This is a genomic window from Pseudomonas sp. 4CAES_32.4 (assembly GCF_058136335.1).
The window spans coordinates 5,329,686-5,346,092 of record NZ_CM176882.1 but is presented as its reverse complement, the minus strand read 5'-3'; the positions used below and the strand labels follow the sequence as shown (position 1 = coordinate 5,346,092).

Annotated in this window: 19 protein-coding genes; 14 read left to right on the top strand and 5 right to left on the bottom strand. The window is 58.7% G+C overall.

What is annotated here, in order from left to right; all coding sequences use genetic code 11:
• Positions 1-80 precede the first annotated feature (80 nt).
• The 3 genes from AC3Y64_RS24075 to AC3Y64_RS24065 form a co-directional block, all read right to left on the bottom strand.
• A complete protein-coding gene (locus AC3Y64_RS24075; protein WP_489985481.1) occupies positions 81-338 on the bottom strand; it encodes a PA4570 family protein in 258 nt (85 codons plus the stop codon).
• A 207-nt stretch (positions 339-545) separates the two neighbouring features.
• Positions 546-887 (bottom strand): zinc ribbon domain-containing protein YjdM, encoded by a 342-nt coding sequence (locus AC3Y64_RS24070; protein WP_489985480.1) that lies wholly within the window; start codon positions 885-887, stop codon positions 546-548.
• Between the two features lie 145 nt (positions 888-1,032).
• The gene (locus AC3Y64_RS24065) at positions 1,033-2,001 is read right to left on the bottom strand and encodes a polyprenyl synthetase family protein (RefSeq protein WP_007909817.1); all 969 of its coding nucleotides are present in this window, start codon (positions 1,999-2,001) and stop codon (positions 1,033-1,035) included.
• 239 nt (positions 2,002-2,240) lie between these two features.
• On the opposite strand from AC3Y64_RS24065, the gene rplU reads away from it, so the two are divergent.
• From rplU to AC3Y64_RS24040, 5 genes are all read left to right on the top strand, one after another.
• Complete coding sequence (gene rplU / locus AC3Y64_RS24060; protein ID WP_003176051.1) at positions 2,241-2,555, top strand: 50S ribosomal protein L21; 315 nt, start codon at positions 2,241-2,243, stop codon at positions 2,553-2,555.
• Positions 2,556-2,589: 34 nt separating this feature from the next.
• Positions 2,590-2,847, top strand: a complete 258-nt coding sequence (gene rpmA / locus AC3Y64_RS24055) for a 50S ribosomal protein L27 (RefSeq protein WP_003176049.1) — start codon at positions 2,590-2,592, stop codon at positions 2,845-2,847.
• A 193-nt stretch (positions 2,848-3,040) separates the two neighbouring features.
• Complete coding sequence (gene cgtA, locus AC3Y64_RS24050) at positions 3,041-4,264, top strand: Obg family GTPase CgtA (RefSeq protein WP_064392401.1); 1,224 nt, start codon at positions 3,041-3,043, stop codon at positions 4,262-4,264.
• Between the two features lie 123 nt (positions 4,265-4,387).
• Complete coding sequence (gene proB, locus AC3Y64_RS24045; RefSeq protein WP_489985479.1) at positions 4,388-5,506, top strand: glutamate 5-kinase; 1,119 nt, start codon at positions 4,388-4,390, stop codon at positions 5,504-5,506.
• 10 nt (positions 5,507-5,516) lie between these two features.
• A complete protein-coding gene (locus AC3Y64_RS24040) occupies positions 5,517-5,984 on the top strand; it encodes a CreA family protein (protein WP_064392406.1) in 468 nt (155 codons plus the stop codon).
• 113 nt (positions 5,985-6,097) lie between these two features.
• Here AC3Y64_RS24040 and rpsT read toward each other — a convergent pair whose 3' ends face one another.
• Positions 6,098-6,370, bottom strand: coding sequence for a 30S ribosomal protein S20 (gene rpsT / locus AC3Y64_RS24035; protein WP_003228351.1), 273 nt, complete (start codon positions 6,368-6,370; stop codon positions 6,098-6,100).
• A 252-nt stretch (positions 6,371-6,622) separates the two neighbouring features.
• Between rpsT and murJ the strand changes: the two genes are divergently transcribed.
• From murJ to ispH, 6 genes are all read left to right on the top strand, one after another.
• A complete protein-coding gene (murJ, locus tag AC3Y64_RS24030) occupies positions 6,623-8,161 on the top strand; it encodes a murein biosynthesis integral membrane protein MurJ (RefSeq protein ID WP_489985478.1) in 1,539 nt (512 codons plus the stop codon).
• A 129-nt stretch (positions 8,162-8,290) separates the two neighbouring features.
• The gene (gene ribF / locus AC3Y64_RS24025; protein WP_038361708.1) at positions 8,291-9,229 is read left to right on the top strand and encodes a bifunctional riboflavin kinase/FAD synthetase; all 939 of its coding nucleotides are present in this window, start codon (positions 8,291-8,293) and stop codon (positions 9,227-9,229) included.
• Between the two features lie 13 nt (positions 9,230-9,242).
• Positions 9,243-12,074, top strand: a complete 2,832-nt coding sequence (ileS, locus tag AC3Y64_RS24020) for an isoleucine--tRNA ligase (protein WP_397483126.1) — start codon at positions 9,243-9,245, stop codon at positions 12,072-12,074.
• Positions 12,067-12,579, top strand: a complete 513-nt coding sequence (lspA, locus tag AC3Y64_RS24015) for a signal peptidase II (RefSeq protein WP_007909836.1) — start codon at positions 12,067-12,069, stop codon at positions 12,577-12,579. The genes ileS and lspA overlap by 8 nt, the downstream gene beginning before the upstream one ends.
• A gap of 7 nt (positions 12,580-12,586) precedes the next feature.
• Complete coding sequence (gene fkpB, locus AC3Y64_RS24010) at positions 12,587-13,024, top strand: FKBP-type peptidyl-prolyl cis-trans isomerase (RefSeq protein WP_180988114.1); 438 nt, start codon at positions 12,587-12,589, stop codon at positions 13,022-13,024.
• 151 nt (positions 13,025-13,175) lie between these two features.
• On the top strand, positions 13,176-14,120 hold the full coding sequence (gene ispH, locus AC3Y64_RS24005; protein WP_489985477.1) for a 4-hydroxy-3-methylbut-2-enyl diphosphate reductase: 945 nt from the start codon (positions 13,176-13,178) through the stop codon (positions 14,118-14,120).
• On the opposite strand, the gene AC3Y64_RS24000 is transcribed toward ispH, so the two are convergent.
• Positions 14,077-14,646: a GspH/FimT family pseudopilin gene (locus tag AC3Y64_RS24000; protein WP_489985476.1), complete on the bottom strand. Its 570-nt coding sequence runs from the start codon at positions 14,644-14,646 to the stop codon at positions 14,077-14,079. The two genes, ispH and AC3Y64_RS24000, sit on opposite strands and share 44 nt — an antisense overlap.
• A gap of 131 nt (positions 14,647-14,777) precedes the next feature.
• Between AC3Y64_RS24000 and AC3Y64_RS23995 the strand changes: the two genes are divergently transcribed.
• Genes AC3Y64_RS23995 through AC3Y64_RS23985 form a run of 3 tightly spaced genes read left to right on the top strand, consistent with a single transcriptional unit; the run spans position 14,778 to position 16,407 of the window.
• Complete coding sequence (locus AC3Y64_RS23995) at positions 14,778-15,251, top strand: GspH/FimT family pseudopilin (RefSeq protein WP_489985475.1); 474 nt, start codon at positions 14,778-14,780, stop codon at positions 15,249-15,251.
• Positions 15,248-15,697: a type IV pilus modification protein PilV gene (pilV, locus tag AC3Y64_RS23990; protein WP_489985474.1), complete on the top strand. Its 450-nt coding sequence runs from the start codon at positions 15,248-15,250 to the stop codon at positions 15,695-15,697. The genes AC3Y64_RS23995 and pilV overlap by 4 nt, the downstream gene beginning before the upstream one ends.
• Complete coding sequence (locus AC3Y64_RS23985; protein ID WP_489985473.1) at positions 15,694-16,407, top strand: PilW family protein; 714 nt, start codon at positions 15,694-15,696, stop codon at positions 16,405-16,407. The genes pilV and AC3Y64_RS23985 overlap by 4 nt, the downstream gene beginning before the upstream one ends.

The following is a 16,407-nucleotide window of genomic DNA, read 5'->3' as shown; positions in this document are numbered from 1 at the left end:
TGCAGGCGACTCGATCTAACTTAAGACTCGAGTTGCGGCCTTCGCGAGCAAGCTCGCTCCCACAGGTTTTGTATTAATGCTCATACTTCGATCTTGTGATGCAGCTCATGGGTCGGGCGCAACGCCCGGGCATAGCAGAACAGGAACAGATTGCGTACCAGTTCCTTGAGCACCAAAGGTTCGCTGGAATTCAGGCTGCTGACATCCAGATCCCCTTGATCCTGCAGCTCATGCAAGGCTTCTTCTTCAAGCACCGCACAGACTTCGCCAGTCTCCCGATGGAGGATTCTGAGGTATGGGTGTGGGCGATCCAGCCAGGCGTCGATCAAATAAGTCATGGTTCTCATCTCCATTGAAGGTGTTTGATGAGAATAATTCTTATTATCGAAATAGCAAGCGCCTATTGGCAGATTGTGGATTTTTCCGGGTAAAGATTGCGTAAGGTCAAAACGGCTGGCGTTTGGCTATTGCGTGATTTTACTGGGGCAGAGCGGGGGAGGGCGAAGCTCCATCCCACGGCTGGCGCGGGATGGATGACAGCAGATTCAGACCTTTCTGACGAACTCGGATTTGAGTTTCATTGGGCCGATGCCATCGATCTTGCAGTCGATGTCGTGGTCGCCATCGCACAGGCGGATGTTCTTGACCTTGGTGCCGACCTTGACCACCAGGGAGGTGCCCTTGACCTTGAGGTCCTTGATCACGGTGATGGTGTCGCCGTCCTGCAGGACGTTGCCGACCGAATCTTTCTTCACGGTGTCATCGGACGCCACTTCGGCTTCGCCGTTGGCGGACCATTCGTGGGCGCACTCCGGGCACACCAGTTGAGTACCGTCTTCGTAGGTGTATTCGGAATTGCATTTCGGGCAGGGTGGCAACGTGCTCACTAAGGCTCCTTGAGTGTGGATCGCTAAAAGTCGCACATTGTATAGGGTTTTAGCTATTCAGGCAGTCAAAAGCAAAAATCGCAGCCCCGACAACCCCTGTAGGAGCTGCCGAAGGCTGCGATCTTTTGATCTTGCTACAGCGATATCAGTGCGTACGCGCGACCGCAAACTCACTCAGTTCAACCAGCGCGTCGCGGTATTCACTGGCTGGCAGTGCCTCAAGGCACTTGATCGCACGGGCCACGTAATCGCGGGCCAGTTGCGCGGTGTACTCCAGCGAACCGGACGCCTCCACCGCAATGCGGATGCTTTCCAGGTCTTCGATCCCGCCTTTCTGAATCGCCTGGCGCACCAGCGCAGCCTGTTCCGGCGTGCCTTCGCGCATGGTGTAGATCAGTGGCAGGGTCGGTTTGCCTTCGGCCAGATCGTCACCGACGTTCTTGCCCAGGGTTTCAGCGTCGCCCTTATAGTCGAGCAGGTCGTCGACCAGCTGGAATGCCACGCCGAGGTGATCACCGAACGTGCGCAGCGCTTCGCTCTGCTCGGCGGTAGCACCGGCCAGAGCCGCAGCACTGTGAGTCGAAGCTTCGAAGAGCATCGCGGTTTTGCCGCGGATGACTTCCATGTAGGTTTCTTCCGTGGTGCTGGCGTCGCGCACCTTGGACAGTTGCAACACTTCGCCTTCAGCGATGATGCGCGTGGCCTGGGAGAGGATCTTCATCACCGGCATCGAGCCCAGTTCGACCATCATTTCGAACGAGCGCGAATACAGGAAGTCACCGACCAGCACGCTCGGGGCATTGCCCCACATGGCGTTGGCGGTCGAGCGGCCACGGCGCATGCCGGACATGTCGACGACGTCGTCATGCAGCAGGGTCGCGGTGTGCAGGAATTCGATGGTGGCGGCCAACAGGCGCATGTCGTCGCCTTCGCGACCCAGGGCCTTGCCACACAGCAACACTAATAAAGGACGCAGACGCTTGCCGCCGGCCGAGGTGATGTAATCGCCGATTTTCGATACCAGCGGTACTCGGGAAGTCAGCTGCTTCTTGATGATGCCGTCGACGGCGCTAAAATCGTCCGCCACCGCGCGGTAGAAAGCTTGGGGTTGCATCAGCGAGAGTCGCTCCAGAAGGGTTGCGCGGCATGCTAGGACCCCCGTCCAGACCTGTCAAGGCGCGATGGACGGCTACTTGCAAGGCTGCCGCGCCTTGCGTACAATCGCGCACCCTGAACTTCCTGGGCAGCACCTGCCTTACGCAATTGCAACGGGCCATCCAGCCTTATGCAGCCATGCCAGCCAATACCTCTTCTTATAAAGAGCTGGGTGAGCAGGATTATCGGAGAAATACCATGTCTTATGCAGTAATCGTTACTGGCGGCAAGCAGTACAAAGTCGCCCCAGGTGAATACCTGAAGATCGAAAAACTGGAAATCGCTACCGGCGAATCCGTTACCTTTGATCGCGTTCTGTTGGTTGCCAATGGCGACGACGTGAATATCGGCGCTCCAGTTGTTGCTGGCGCTACCGTTGTGGCTGAAGTGATCTCCCAAGGTCGTCACGATAAAGTCCGCATCATCAAGTTCCGTCGCCGTAAGCACCACATGAAGCGTATGGGCCACCGCCAGTGGTACACCGAGATCAAAATCACCGGTATTCAGGCTTAATTTCAGCCTAATTCCTCACTAGGAGAATTGACTCATGGCACACAAAAAAGCTGGTGGTAGTACCCGTAACGGTCGCGACTCAGAAGCCAAACGCCTTGGCGTTAAGATGTATGGCGGCCAGAAAATCATTCCGGGCAACATCATCGTGCGTCAGCGCGGCACCCAATTCCACGCTGGCTACGGCGTTGGCATGGGTAAGGATCACACCCTCTTCGCGAAAATCGAAGGCGTGATCAAGTTTGAAGTAAAGGGCGCGTTCAACCGCCGTTACGTGAGCGTTGTCGCAGCTTAATTGCGCGATCGCTGGAAAAGCCCTGTCTCGCGACGGGGCTTTTTCGTTTGTGGGGTGAGTCTCTTGCAAAACTGTTTGTATGGGCTGTCGGCGTGCGATGCAGGTCGTGTTTTGGGGTCGCTGCGCTCATTTTTGCAAGAGTCTTATGTCTTGATTGTTTTTCGGCTCGTCCGTATGGCGAGAGGCGTTGGTTATGAAGTTTGTTGATGAAGTATCGATTCGCGTAAAGGCTGGTGATGGCGGCAATGGCGCCATGAGTTTCCGTCGGGAAAAATTCATCGAAAACGGTGGTCCTAACGGCGGTGATGGTGGTGACGGCGGTTCCATCTACATGATGGCTGACGAAAACCTCAACACCCTGGTCGACTACCGTTACACCCGGCACTTCGATGCCGAGCGTGGTTCCAACGGCGGCAGCACCGACTGCACCGGTAAAAAAGGTGAAGACCTGATCCTGCGCGTGCCGGTCGGCACCACGGTGATCGACTCCGCTACCCAGGAAGTGATTGGCGACCTGACCAAGGCTGGCCAGAAGCTGATGGTTGTACAGGGTGGTTGGCACGGTCTGGGCAATACCCGTTTCAAATCCAGTACCAACCGTGCGCCGCGTCAAACCACGCCGGGTAAGCCGGGTGAGCAGCGCGACCTGAAACTGGAAATGAAAGTGCTGGCTGACGTCGGTCTGCTGGGCTTGCCGAACGCCGGTAAAAGTACCTTTATCCGTTCGGTCTCGGCCGCCAAGCCGAAAGTTGCCGACTACCCGTTCACCACGCTGGTGCCGAACCTTGGTGTGGTCAGCGTTGATCGCTGGAAGAGCTTCGTCGTTGCCGACATTCCGGGTCTGATCGAAGGCGCTTCCGACGGTGCTGGTCTGGGCATTCGCTTCCTCAAGCACTTGGCGCGTACGCGTCTGCTGCTGCACCTCGTCGACATGGCGCCGCTGGATGATTCCAGTGCACCGGATGCCGCCGAAGTGATCGTCAACGAGCTGATCAAGTTCAGCCCGTCCCTGGCGGAGCGTGATCGCTGGCTGGTACTGAACAAGTGCGACCAGATCCTCGAAGAGGACCACGAAGAGCGCGTCAAGGAAATCGTTGATCGCCTGGAATGGACTGGTCCGGTTTACGTGATCTCGGCCATTGCCAAGATCGGTACCGAGCGTCTGTGCCACGACATCATGCGTTACATGGAAGATCGCGCCGATCGCCTGGCCGCAGATCCTGCTTACAAGGAAGAGCTGGCCGATCTCGATCAGCGCATCGAAGACGAGGCTCGCGCGCAACTGCAGGCGCTGGACGACAAGCGTGCGCTGCGTCGCAGCGGCGTGAAGTCGGTCCATGACATCGGCGACGATGACTGGGACGAAGAAGATGTGGATGACGAAGACGGTCCGGAAATCATTTACGTGCGTGACTGATCCGTTGCGATAAACTTGAACGCCGCTCAATCGAGCGGCGTTTTAGTATCTGGAAATCGCAAGTCACAAATAACGTAATGGGCGGCGCTGGGTCGCGCTGCCCTCAAGCTAAGGTTGAAGATGATGCGGAGCAAGGTGACAGGTGCGCAGCGTTGGGTCGTGAAGATCGGCAGCGCTTTGCTGACAGCTGATGGCAAAGGGCTGGATCGTGCGGCAATGGGTGTCTGGGTCGAGCAGATGGTGGCCCTGCATGAGGCTGGCGTCGAGCTGGTGCTGGTGTCCTCCGGGGCAGTGGCGGCCGGCATGAGCCGTTTGGGCTGGACCGCACGACCCAGTGCGATGCATGAGCTCCAGGCGGCTGCGGCGATTGGTCAGATGGGCTTGGTGCAGGCGTGGGAATCGAGCTTCGCCGAGCATGGCCGGCACACTGCGCAGATTCTTCTTACTCACGACGACTTGTCCGACCGCAAGCGCTACCTCAACGCTCGCAGCACCCTGCGCGCGCTGGTCGAGCTGAAAGTCATTCCGGTGATCAACGAGAACGACACCGTGGTCACTGACGAAATTCGTTTCGGCGACAACGACACGCTGGCGGCGCTGGTGGCCAACCTGGTCGAGGCTGATCTGTTGGTGATCCTCACTGATCGCGACGGCATGTTCGACGCTGATCCGCGTAATAACCCTGATGCGCAGATGATTTACGAAGCGCGTGCCGATGATCCTGCGCTCGACGCGGTGGCGGGCGGTACGGGTGGTGCGCTGGGGCGTGGCGGCATGCAGACCAAATTGCGCGCGGCGCGGCTGGCGGCGCGTTCCGGTGCGCACACGATTATTGTCGGTGGGCGTCTGGAGCGTGTGCTTGATCGCCTGAAGGCGGGTGAGCGCATTGGCACATTGTTGTCGCCTGAGCGCGGCATGCTCGCGGCGCGCAAGCAATGGCTGGCCGGGCATCTGCAAACCCGTGGCACGCTGGTGTTGGATGATGGTGCTGTTTCGGCATTGTCCAAGGGCAACAAAAGTCTGCTGCCTGTAGGCGTCAAACTGGTTCAAGGCAGCTTCCGTCGCGGCGAAATGGTGGTCTGCGTGGCGCCGGATGGTCGCGAGATCGCCCGTGGCCTGGCCAACTACAGTGCGCTGGAAGCGCAAAAAATTATCGGTCAGTCGTCGGATGCGATTGTCGGTGTGCTCGGTTACATGGCGGAGCCGGAACTGGTTCACCGTGACAACCTGATTCTGGTTTAAGGAAAACTCGATGCGTTTAGCGAAAGGATTGTTGGGCTTGCTGATGGCGATGCCATTGCTGGCCTCGGCCGAAGAGATCGGTCAGGTGTCGACGGTGTTCAAGTTTGTCGGCCCGAATGACCGGATTGTGGTCGAGGCTTTCGATGATCCGAAAGTCGAAGGCGTGACCTGCTACCTGTCGCGGGCCAAGACTGGCGGCGTGAAGGGTGGCTTGGGTCTGGCTGAAGATCGCGCAGAGGCGTCGATCGCGTGCCGTCAGGTCGGCCCGATCAAGTTCAAGGGCGAGCTGAAGGATGGCGATGAGGTGTTCAAGGAGCGCACGTCGCTGGTGTTCAAGACCATGCAGGTGGTGCGTTTCCTGGATAAGAAGCGCAACACACTGGTGTACCTGGTCTACAGCGATCGCTTGATCGAAGGCAGCCCGCAGAATGCGGTTACGGCAATCCCGATCCTGCCATGGGTGCCGGTCCAGCAATAACGCGGCAAAAATGAATGTAGGGGCTCGCTCCTACATTTTTTTTGCGCTGGATTTACTAAATCACAGGCAATAAAAAACCGACCCTAAGGTCGGTTTTTTAATGACTACGTCGATTAAGCAGCTTCTTTCAGCGCTTTAACGTGGCCATTCAGACGGCTCTTATGACGAGCAGCCTTGTTCTTGTGGATGATGCCTTTATCGGCCATACGGTCGATAACTGGCACAGCCAGAACGTATGCAGCTTGAGCTTTTTCAGCGTCTTTTGCGTCGATGGCTTTAACTACATTCTTGATGTAGGTGCGAACCATGGAACGCAGGCTGGCGTTGTGGCTGCGACGCTTCTCAGCCTGTTTTGCACGTTTTTTGGCGGAAGGTGAGTTGGCCACCGTCGAGCTCCTCGAAAGACTTTTTAGGAAATAGCAAACAAAATAGGCCGCGAATCATGCCGATGAAGAGAAGTCTTGTCAAGGGCGCTTGAAACGTTCCGCTAAGTGGTAGGTATAAAGAGGCGGGATATTTATTTCCGGCGCTTGACCTGTAAACTCGCGAGCTTTGGCTCTGTGCTGTTGCGGCGCGGAGTATCGCACAAGTGGGCGCGTTATTCGCCTGCTGTTTATCGACAGGCACAAATTCCCTCAATGAATCTGCTCAAATCGTTGGCCGCCGTCAGCTCTATCACGATGCTCTCCCGGGTTTTGGGGTTTGTTCGTGACACGCTTATTGCTCGTACATTCGGCGCCGGGATGGCGACAGACGCCTTCTTTATCGCTTTCAAATTACCCAATCTGCTGCGAAGAATCTTCGCCGAGGGCGCTTTTTCCCAAGCGTTTGTGCCGATTCTCGCTGAATACAAAAGCCAGCAGGGCGAAGAAGCGACGCGCACGTTCATTGCCTACGTGTCGGGTCTGTTGACGCTGGTACTGGCGGTCGTCACCGCGCTCGGCATGATCGCCGCCCCTTGGGTGATCTGGGCCACCGCGCCCGGTTTTACCGACACCCCGGAAAAATTCCAGCTCACCTCTGATCTGTTGCGCGTGACCTTCCCCTATATATTGCTCATCTCGCTGTCCTCGCTGGCCGGCGCGATCCTCAATACCTGGAACCGTTTCTCGGTCCCGGCCTTCGTGCCGACCCTGCTTAACGTCAGCATGATCATTTTCTCGTTGTTCCTGACCCCTTACTTCGATCCGCCGGTCATGGCCCTCGGCTGGGCAGTATTGGTCGGCGGTCTGGCGCAGTTGCTCTATCAACTGCCGCACTTGAAAAAGATCGGCATGCTGGTGCTGCCGCGTCTGAACCTGCGCGACACCGGCGTGTGGCGGGTGATGAAGCAGATGCTGCCGGCAATCCTTGGCGTCTCGGTCAGCCAGATTTCGCTGATCATCAACACGATCTTCGCCTCGTTTCTGGTCGCAGGCTCGGTGTCGTGGATGTATTACGCCGACCGCCTGATGGAATTACCGTCTGGCGTATTGGGCGTGGCGCTGGGCACGATTCTGCTGCCGACGCTGGCGAAAACCTATGCAAGCAAAGATCGCCATGAGTATTCGCGGATTCTCGATTGGGGCCTGCGCCTGTGCTTCGTGCTGGTGCTGCCGTGTGCGCTGGCACTGGGGATTCTTGCCGAGCCACTGACCGTTTCGCTGTTTCAGTACGGTCAGTTCAGCGGCTTCGATGCCGAAATGACGCAGCGCGCGCTGATTGCCTATTCTGTCGGGCTACTCGGCATTATTGTGATCAAAGTGTTGGCGCCGGGCTTTTATGCGCAACAGAACATCCGTACCCCGGTGAAAATCGCAATCTTCACCTTGGTGGTCACTCAGTTGTTCAACCTGGTATTGATCGGACCATTGGCTCACGCTGGGCTGGCCTTGGCGATCAGTGCCGGTGCCTGTCTGAATGCCGGGCTGCTGTTTTATCAACTGCGCAAGCAACAGATGTATCAGCCGCAGCCGGGCTGGGCCAAGTTCGCCTTCAAGCTGGTGGTCGCGGTGGCGGTGATGTCGGCGGTATTGCTGGTCGGCATGCATTTCATGCCAGCGTGGGATCAAGGCCACATGCTTGAGCGCTTCCTGCGCCTGGGCGCCTTGGTGGTGGCTGGCGTGGTGGCGTATTTCGGTATGTTGCTGTTGCTCGGTTTCCGTCTGCGCGATTTCAATCGCAAGGCCTTGAGCTGAGGTTTTGCTCTTTATAGACAGGCGCGGGCCGGCAGTTTTGTCGGCTCGTTCACTTTGCGTTACGGTGTTGCCTGTCGTCGACCGTCGGGTGTGGTTATAATCGACCACTTTATGAGCAAGAAGCGCGTTATGCAGCTGGTTCGAGGCCTCCACAACTTGCGCCCCCAGCATCGGGGCTGCGTCGCCACTATTGGCAACTTTGACGGTGTTCACCGTGGTCACCAGGCTATCCTGGCCCGACTGCGTGAGCGTGCGCTCGAGTTGGGCGTACCCAGCTGCGTGGTGATTTTCGAGCCGCAGCCACGGGAATTCTTTGCCCCCGAGACTGCGCCGGCGCGTCTGGCACGGTTGCGCGACAAGCTGCAACTGCTGGCCGCCGAAGGCGTTGACCGGGTTTTGTGCCTGGCCTTCAACCAGCGCCTGAGCAAGCTCAGCGCCAGCGAATTCGTCGACACCATCCTCGTCGATGGCCTCGGCGTGCAGCATCTGGAGGTCGGTGACGATTTCCGCTTTGGCTGCGACCGTCTCGGTGATTTCGATTTTCTGATGCAGGCCGGGCAGGTTCACGGTTTTACCGTGGAAGCCGCGCAAACCGTCGAGCTGGACGGCATTCGTGTCAGCAGCACGCAAGTGCGCAACGCGTTGGCCGCCGCCGATTTTGCCTTGGCCGAACGTTTGCTCGGCCGCCCGTACCGCATCGCCGGTCGCGTGCTGCATGGCCAGAAACTGGCCCGGCAACTGGGTACGCCCACTGCCAACATTCAACTCAAGCGTCGTCGCGTGCCGTTCACCGGGGTTTATCTGGTGGATGTCGATATCGACGGCAAGACCTGGCCCGGCGTCGCCAATATCGGTGTGCGGCCCACGGTACAAGGTGATGGCAAGGCCCACCTTGAAGTCCATCTTTTAGATTTTGCCGGCGATCTGTATGACCGGCGTTTGACGGTGGTTTTCCACCAAAAGCTGCGTGAAGAGCAGCGCTTCGCCTCTCTGGAGGCATTGAAAACGGCGATCAATGCGGATGTCGCCACCGCCCGTGCACTAGCCGCACCTAGCGCCCATCGCTAATGAAGAGCCTTAAATGACCGACTATAAAGCCACGCTTAACCTTCCGGACACCGCCTTCCCAATGAAGGCCGGCCTGCCACAGCGCGAACCGCAGATCCTGCAGCGCTGGGACAGTATTGGCCTGTACGGAAAGTTGCGCGAGATTGGCAAGGATCGTCCGAAGTTCGTTCTGCATGACGGCCCTCCGTATGCCAACGGCACGATCCACATCGGTCACGCACTGAACAAGATTCTCAAGGACATGATCATCCGCTCGAAAACGCTGTCGGGCTTCGACGCGCCGTACGTTCCGGGTTGGGACTGCCACGGCCTGCCGATCGAGCACAAGGTTGAAGTGACCCACGGCAAGAACCTCGGCGCGGACAAGACCCGCGAGTTGTGCCGTGCCTACGCCACCGAGCAGATCGAAGGGCAGAAGTCCGAATTCATCCGTCTCGGCGTGCTGGGCGACTGGGCCAACCCGTACAAGACCATGGATTTCAAGAACGAGGCCGGTGAAATCCGCGCCTTGGCTGAAATCGTCAAGGGTGGTTTCGTGTTCAAGGGCCTCAAGCCAGTGAACTGGTGCTTCGACTGTGGTTCGGCCCTGGCCGAAGCGGAAGTCGAGTACGAGAACAAAAAGTCCTCGACCATCGACGTTGCGTTCCCGATCGCTGACGAAGCCAAACTGGCTGCCGCGTTCGGTCTGCCATCGTTGAGCAAGCCTGCCTCGATCGTGATCTGGACCACCACCCCGTGGACCATCCCGGCCAACCAGGCTTTGAACGTTCACCCGGAATTCAACTACGCGCTGGTTGATGTCGGCGACAAGTTGCTGGTGCTGGCTGAAGAGCTGGTCGAAGCCTGTCTGGCTCGTTACAGCCTGGAAGGTTCGGTCATCGCGACCACCACCGGTAAAGAGCTGGAACTGATCAACTTCCGCCACCCGTTCTATGATCGTCTGTCGCCGGTGTATCTGGCTGACTACGTCGAACTGGGCGCTGGCACCGGCGTGGTTCACTCCGCTCCGGCCTACGGCGTGGACGACTTCGTGACCTGCAAGAAATACGGCATGGTCAACGACGACATCCTCAATCCAGTGCAGAGCAATGGCGTATACGTGCCATCGCTGGAATTCTTCGGCGGCCAGTTCATCTGGAAGGCCAACCCGGCGATCGTCGACAAGCTGACCGAAGTCGGTGCGCTGATGCACACCACCGTCATTGAACACAGCTACATGCACTGCTGGCGCCACAAGACCCCGCTGATCTACCGCGCCACCGCGCAGTGGTTCATCGGCATGGACAAAGAGCCAACCAGCGGCGACACCCTGCGTGTGCGCTCGCTCAAAGCCATCGAAGACACCAAGTTCGTTCCGGCCTGGGGCCAGGCGCGTCTGCACTCGATGATCGCCAACCGTCCGGACTGGTGCATCTCGCGTCAACGCAACTGGGGCGTGCCGATCCCGTTCTTCCTCAACAAGGAAAGCGGCGAACTGCACCCACGCACCGTTGAGCTGATGGAAGAAGTGGCCAAGCGCGTTGAAGTCGAAGGCATCGAAGCCTGGTTCAAGATGGACGCTGCCGAACTGCTCGGCGACGAAGCGCCGCTGTACGACAAGATCAGCGACACCCTCGACGTCTGGTTCGATTCGGGCACCACGCACTGGCACGTCCTGCGCGGTTCGCACCCGATGGGTCACGAGAGCGGCCCGCGTGCCGACCTGTACCTGGAAGGTTCCGATCAACACCGTGGCTGGTTCCACTCGTCGCTGCTGACCGGTTGCGCCATCGACAACCACGCGCCGTACCGCGAACTACTGACCCACGGTTTCACCGTCGACGAAGCCGGCCGCAAGATGTCCAAATCGCTGGGCAACGTGATCGCGCCGCAGAAAGTCAACGACACCCTGGGCGCCGACATCATGCGTCTGTGGGTCGCTTCGACCGACTACTCCGGCGAAATGGCGGTTTCCGACCAGATCCTGCAACGCAGTGCGGACGCCTATCGTCGTATCCGTAACACCGCGCGCTTCCTGCTCTCGAACCTCAGCGGTTTCAACCCGGCCACCGACATCCTGCCGGCTGAAGAAATGCTCGCGCTGGATCGTTGGGCGGTCGACCGTACCTTGCTGCTGCAACGCGAGCTGCAAGAGCACTACGGCGAATACCGTTTCTGGAACGTCTACTCGAAGATCCACAACTTCTGCGTGCAGGAGCTGGGCGGTTTCTACCTCGACATCATCAAGGACCGTCAGTACACCACTGGCGCCAACAGCAAGGCTCGCCGTTCGGCGCAAACCGCGCTGTTCCACATCTCCGAAGCGCTGGTGCGCTGGATCGCGCCGATCCTCGCTTTCACCGCCGACGAACTGTGGGAATACCTGCCAGGCGAGCGTAACGAATCGGTGATGCTCAACACCTGGTACGAAGGTCTGACCGAACTGCCGGCCGACGTTGAACTGGGCCGCGACTACTGGGAACGCGTCATGGCGGTCAAGGTAGCGGTGAACAAAGAAATGGAAATCCAGCGCGCGGCCAAAGCCGTCGGTGGCAACCTGCAAGCCGAAGTGACGCTTTACGCCGAAGACGCCCTGAGCGCCGATCTGGCCAAGCTGAGCAACGAACTGCGCTTTGTCTTGATCACTTCGACAGCCAGCGTTGCGCCGTTCGTACAGGCTCCGGCCGATGCCGTAGTGACTGAAGTCAGCGGCCTGAAGCTGAAGATCGTCAAATCGGCCTTCCCGAAGTGCGCCCGTTGCTGGCACTGCCGCGAAGACGTCGGCGTGAACCCGGAGCATCCAGAAATCTGCGGTCGTTGCGTCGACAACATCAGCGGCGCTGGCGAGGTTCGTCATTATGCCTAATGCCGTTGGCCGTTTCGGACGGTTGAGCTGGCTGTGGTTGAGTCTGCTGGTTCTGGTCATCGACCAGGCCAGCAAGTTCTACTTCGAAGGCAAGCTCGAAATGTTCCAGCAGATCGTGATCATTCCCGATTACTTCAGCTGGACGCTGGCCTACAACACCGGCGCTGCCTTCAGCTTCCTGGCTGACAGCTCAGGCTGGCAGCGCTGGCTGTTCGCCCTGATCGCGATCGTGGTCAGTGCGGTGCTGGTAGTCTGGCTCAAGCGTCTGGGCCGCAACGAAACCTGGCTGGCCGTCGCGCTGGCGCTGGTATTGGGCGGCGCGCTGGGCAATCTCTATGACCGCATTGCCTTGGGCCATGTGATCGATTTCATTCTGGTGCACTGGCAGAACCGCTGGTACTTCCCGGCGTTCAACTTCGCCGACAGCGCGATTACCGTTGGCGCAGTGATGCTGGCACTGGATATGTTCAAAAGTAAAAAGACCGGAGAAGCCGTTCATGACTGAACAGGTATTGGCTGAGCAACGCATCGGCCAGAACACGGAAGTCACTTTGCACTTTGCATTGCGCCTGGAGAACGGCGACACCGTCGACAGCACGTTCGACAAAGCCCCGGCGACCTTCAAGGTCGGCGACGGCAACCTGCTGCCGGGTTTCGAAGCGGCGCTGTTCGGCTTCAAGGCCGGCGACAAGCGCACGCTGACCGTCGAGCCGGAAAACGCTTTCGGCCAGCCGAACCCGCAGAACGTGCAGATCATTCCGCGTTCGCAGTTTGTCGACATGGAGTTGTCACCGGGTTTGCTGGTGATCTTCAACGATGCGGCCAATACTGAGCTGCCGGGTGTGGTGAAAGAGTTCGATGACGCGCAAGTGACCATCGACTTCAACCACCCACTGTCTGGCAAGACGCTGACCTTTGACGTGGAAATCATTTCCGTCAAAGCGCTGTAACTGACTGTATAAGGTCAAATGTGGGAGCGAGCTTGCTCGCGAAACCGGTGTGTCAGCTAACAGAGATGTTGAAGGTGACGCCCCCTTTGCGAGCAAGCTCGCTCCCACAGTAGTTATTCATTGTTTTCGCGCGCAAGACACGAGGCACAGCATGCAAATCAAACTCGCCAACCCCCGTGGCTTCTGCGCCGGCGTGGACCGGGCGATCGAAATCGTCAACCGCGCCCTGGAAGTCTTCGGGCCGCCGATCTACGTGCGTCATGAAGTGGTGCACAACAAGTTCGTCGTTGAAGACCTGCGTAGCCGCGGGGCGATCTTCGTCGAAGAGCTGGATCAGGTGCCGGATGACGTCATCGTGATTTTCAGTGCTCACGGCGTATCTCAAGCCGTGCGCACCGAAGCCGCCGGCCGTGGCCTGAAAGTATTCGACGCCACTTGCCCGCTGGTGACCAAGGTGCACATCGAAGTGGCGAAATACAGCCGCGACGGTCGTGAGTGCATCCTGATTGGCCACGCCGGTCACCCGGAAGTCGAAGGCACCATGGGTCAGTACGATGCCAGCAATGGCGGCGCGATCTACCTCGTCGAAGACGAAAAAGACGTCGCCGAGTTGCAGGTCAATAACCCGGAAAAACTCGCTTTCGTCACTCAGACCACCCTGTCGATGGACGACACCAGTCGCGTCATTGATGCCTTGCGCACACGCTTCCCGGCCATCGGTGGCCCACGCAAGGACGACATTTGCTATGCCACGCAAAACCGCCAGGACGCGGTCAAGCAACTGGCCGACGAGTGCGACGTGGTGTTGGTGGTCGGTAGCCCGAACAGCTCCAACTCCAACCGCTTGCGTGAGCTGGCGGAACGCATGGCCACGCCGGCCTACCTGATCGACGGCGCCGAAGACCTGCAAAAGAGCTGGTTCGATGGCGTCGAGCGTATCGGCATCACAGCAGGTGCTTCTGCACCGGAAGTGCTGGTGCGCGGCGTGATTCAGCAACTGCAGGCCTGGGGCGCTACCGGCGCCGATGAGCTGGCCGGGCGTGAAGAGAACATCACTTTCTCGATGCCGAAAGAGCTGCGCCTCCGTTCGATCTGACCCGTTTGTTCTGTTCACACAGCGCCTGTTCAGACGTTTTGCTGGTCAGGCGCACGCGACCGGTCGCTGCCAGCACCACTTGGCGCTGGCTGACCGGCTCGCGAGCCGAACAGATATGTAATGTCCCTGCCTGAAACGCCCGCCCGGGCATCAGCGGTTGTCCCAGACTGCTGAATCGCACGTATCGACTGACCAGCCAATTACCGACAATCGGCACCTTCGCGTCACTTGCCCGTTCCGCCAGCAGTGGATTGCTGTGGTCATCGGCGCCCTTGCCGCTGACATCCAGAATGATCCGCCAGCCCTGGCTCCAATCGCCATTGATGCCGTGCATCACCACGCTCTGATTGCGAGTGATCGCCAATGTGCGCGCATTGCGAATGCCGTCGAGCAGCGACTGTGCGGCCTGATCGCGTTGGTTCGATTCCTTGAGCGTGGCAAACGCCGGACTGACCAGCAGCAGAACAATCGCGCCAATTGCCAGTCCCATAAGCAGTTCGATCAGGCTGAATCCCTGTTGCGGCATGAAAAACTCCCTCCATGGAGTGTGATGAGCGACGCGATCCTTACGCCGCGCAGGGCAAATCAACCGACACAGGTCGGTTGAATGTTCTAGCGTGTAAAAGCAGGTATAGCCGACGGCAACGGAGGGCATCGATGGATCTTCGTACAAAAGGTTTCACGCTGATTGAGTTGCTGATTGCCTTGGCGATTTTCGTCATCCTGATCACCTTGGCGGTGCCGTCGTTTACCCGATCCATACAAAGCAGCAGAGCCGATACCGAAATGGGCGACCTGCGGCGTGCGATCAATTACGCCAGGCTTGAAGCCATTGATCGCGGCACGACTCTGCGCGTGCGGCCGACGGCCGGTGGCAGCGTCTGGACCGGCGAATTGTCGGTCTACGACGGTACTGGCACTCCGGCCAATGTATTGCGGGTTGTTCCAGCGATGAGCAGCGGCGCCACTCTGACGCTAACCTCTGGAGTGACCGCACTGGATTTCAACAATCTCGGCGGTCTGGCGGCACCGTCCACGGCGGTGGTCATCAGTTACACGCTGGGCACGCAAAGCAGGACGCTGAACGTGTGTTTGAACGGACGAATTCAATTGGGTGGAAGTTGCGGATGAGGGCAGGGAGTAAACACGCACAGGAGGGCATGACGCTGATCGAGGTGTTGGTCGCGTTGCTGATTCTGACGGTCGGGTTGTTGGGCGCGGCAGCAGTGCAGTTGAACGCGCTGAAGTACACCGATAGCTCGCGGATGACCAGTCAGGCCAGTTTCATTGCCTACGACATGATGGACCGAATTCGCGCCAACTCCGGCGCCGACTACACCGTCACGCCGCCGACCTCGGGCAACCTGAGCGTTGCGCGTGATCAGGATCTCTACGACTTCACCACCAACATCACCAGTTTCGGCGGGCCGACCGCCACCGGCAGCATCACGCTCAGTCAGCGGGTGTACACCATCACCATCAACTGGAGCGACGCCCGAGCGGCCAATACCGCCAGCGCGCCACGCAGTTTTGTCCTCAGCAGCCGTGCGGCAGTCGATCCGGTGGCCACGCCATGAAGCGTCATAGTAGTGGTTTCGGCCTGATCGAATTGCTGGTCGCCCTGGCCCTTGGTCTGGTCGTCGTGCTGGGTGTCGTACAGATTTTCATTGCCGCGAAAAACACTTACGCCAGCCAGAACAGTGCTGCGGCGATGCAGGAAGATGCGCGCTTTGTGTTGAGCAAAATGATTCAGGAAATCCGCATGGTCGGCATGTTCGGTTGCCTTGGCACGATTACCGATGCCAGCTCGGCAGGGGATTTCAATCCCGCGCAGATCCTCCCGATCAGTTGGGACAATGCCGGTCTCAAACTGACCTTGGTCACCGCCGATATCGGCAGCGGTGGTGGCACGCCGACCTGGACAGTAGTGTCCGATTGTCGCAACAGCGCCACGGCCTACACCGGTTTACGCGCCGCGACGACGGGGCAGATTGCGTTCCCGATCCGGCGTCTGGTCTACAGCTTCAGCAACAACCAGATCCTCATGGGCACCGGCAGCGGCACGCCGACCCAGCAGGTGCTGGTGAACAATGTCAGCGCGTTCAACGTCACGTTCGGTCTGGCCAGTTCTGCGACGGACGTGGCGGCCTCGACATACAGCACCAACCCCAGCGATCCGGCGCGCATTCGCAGCGTGCGCTTGAGCCTGACCCTGCTCGATCCCAATAGTCGGGTCGCCACGCAAACCTTCAACGTGGTTGCCGCTTTGCGCAACCGCCTGCAGTGA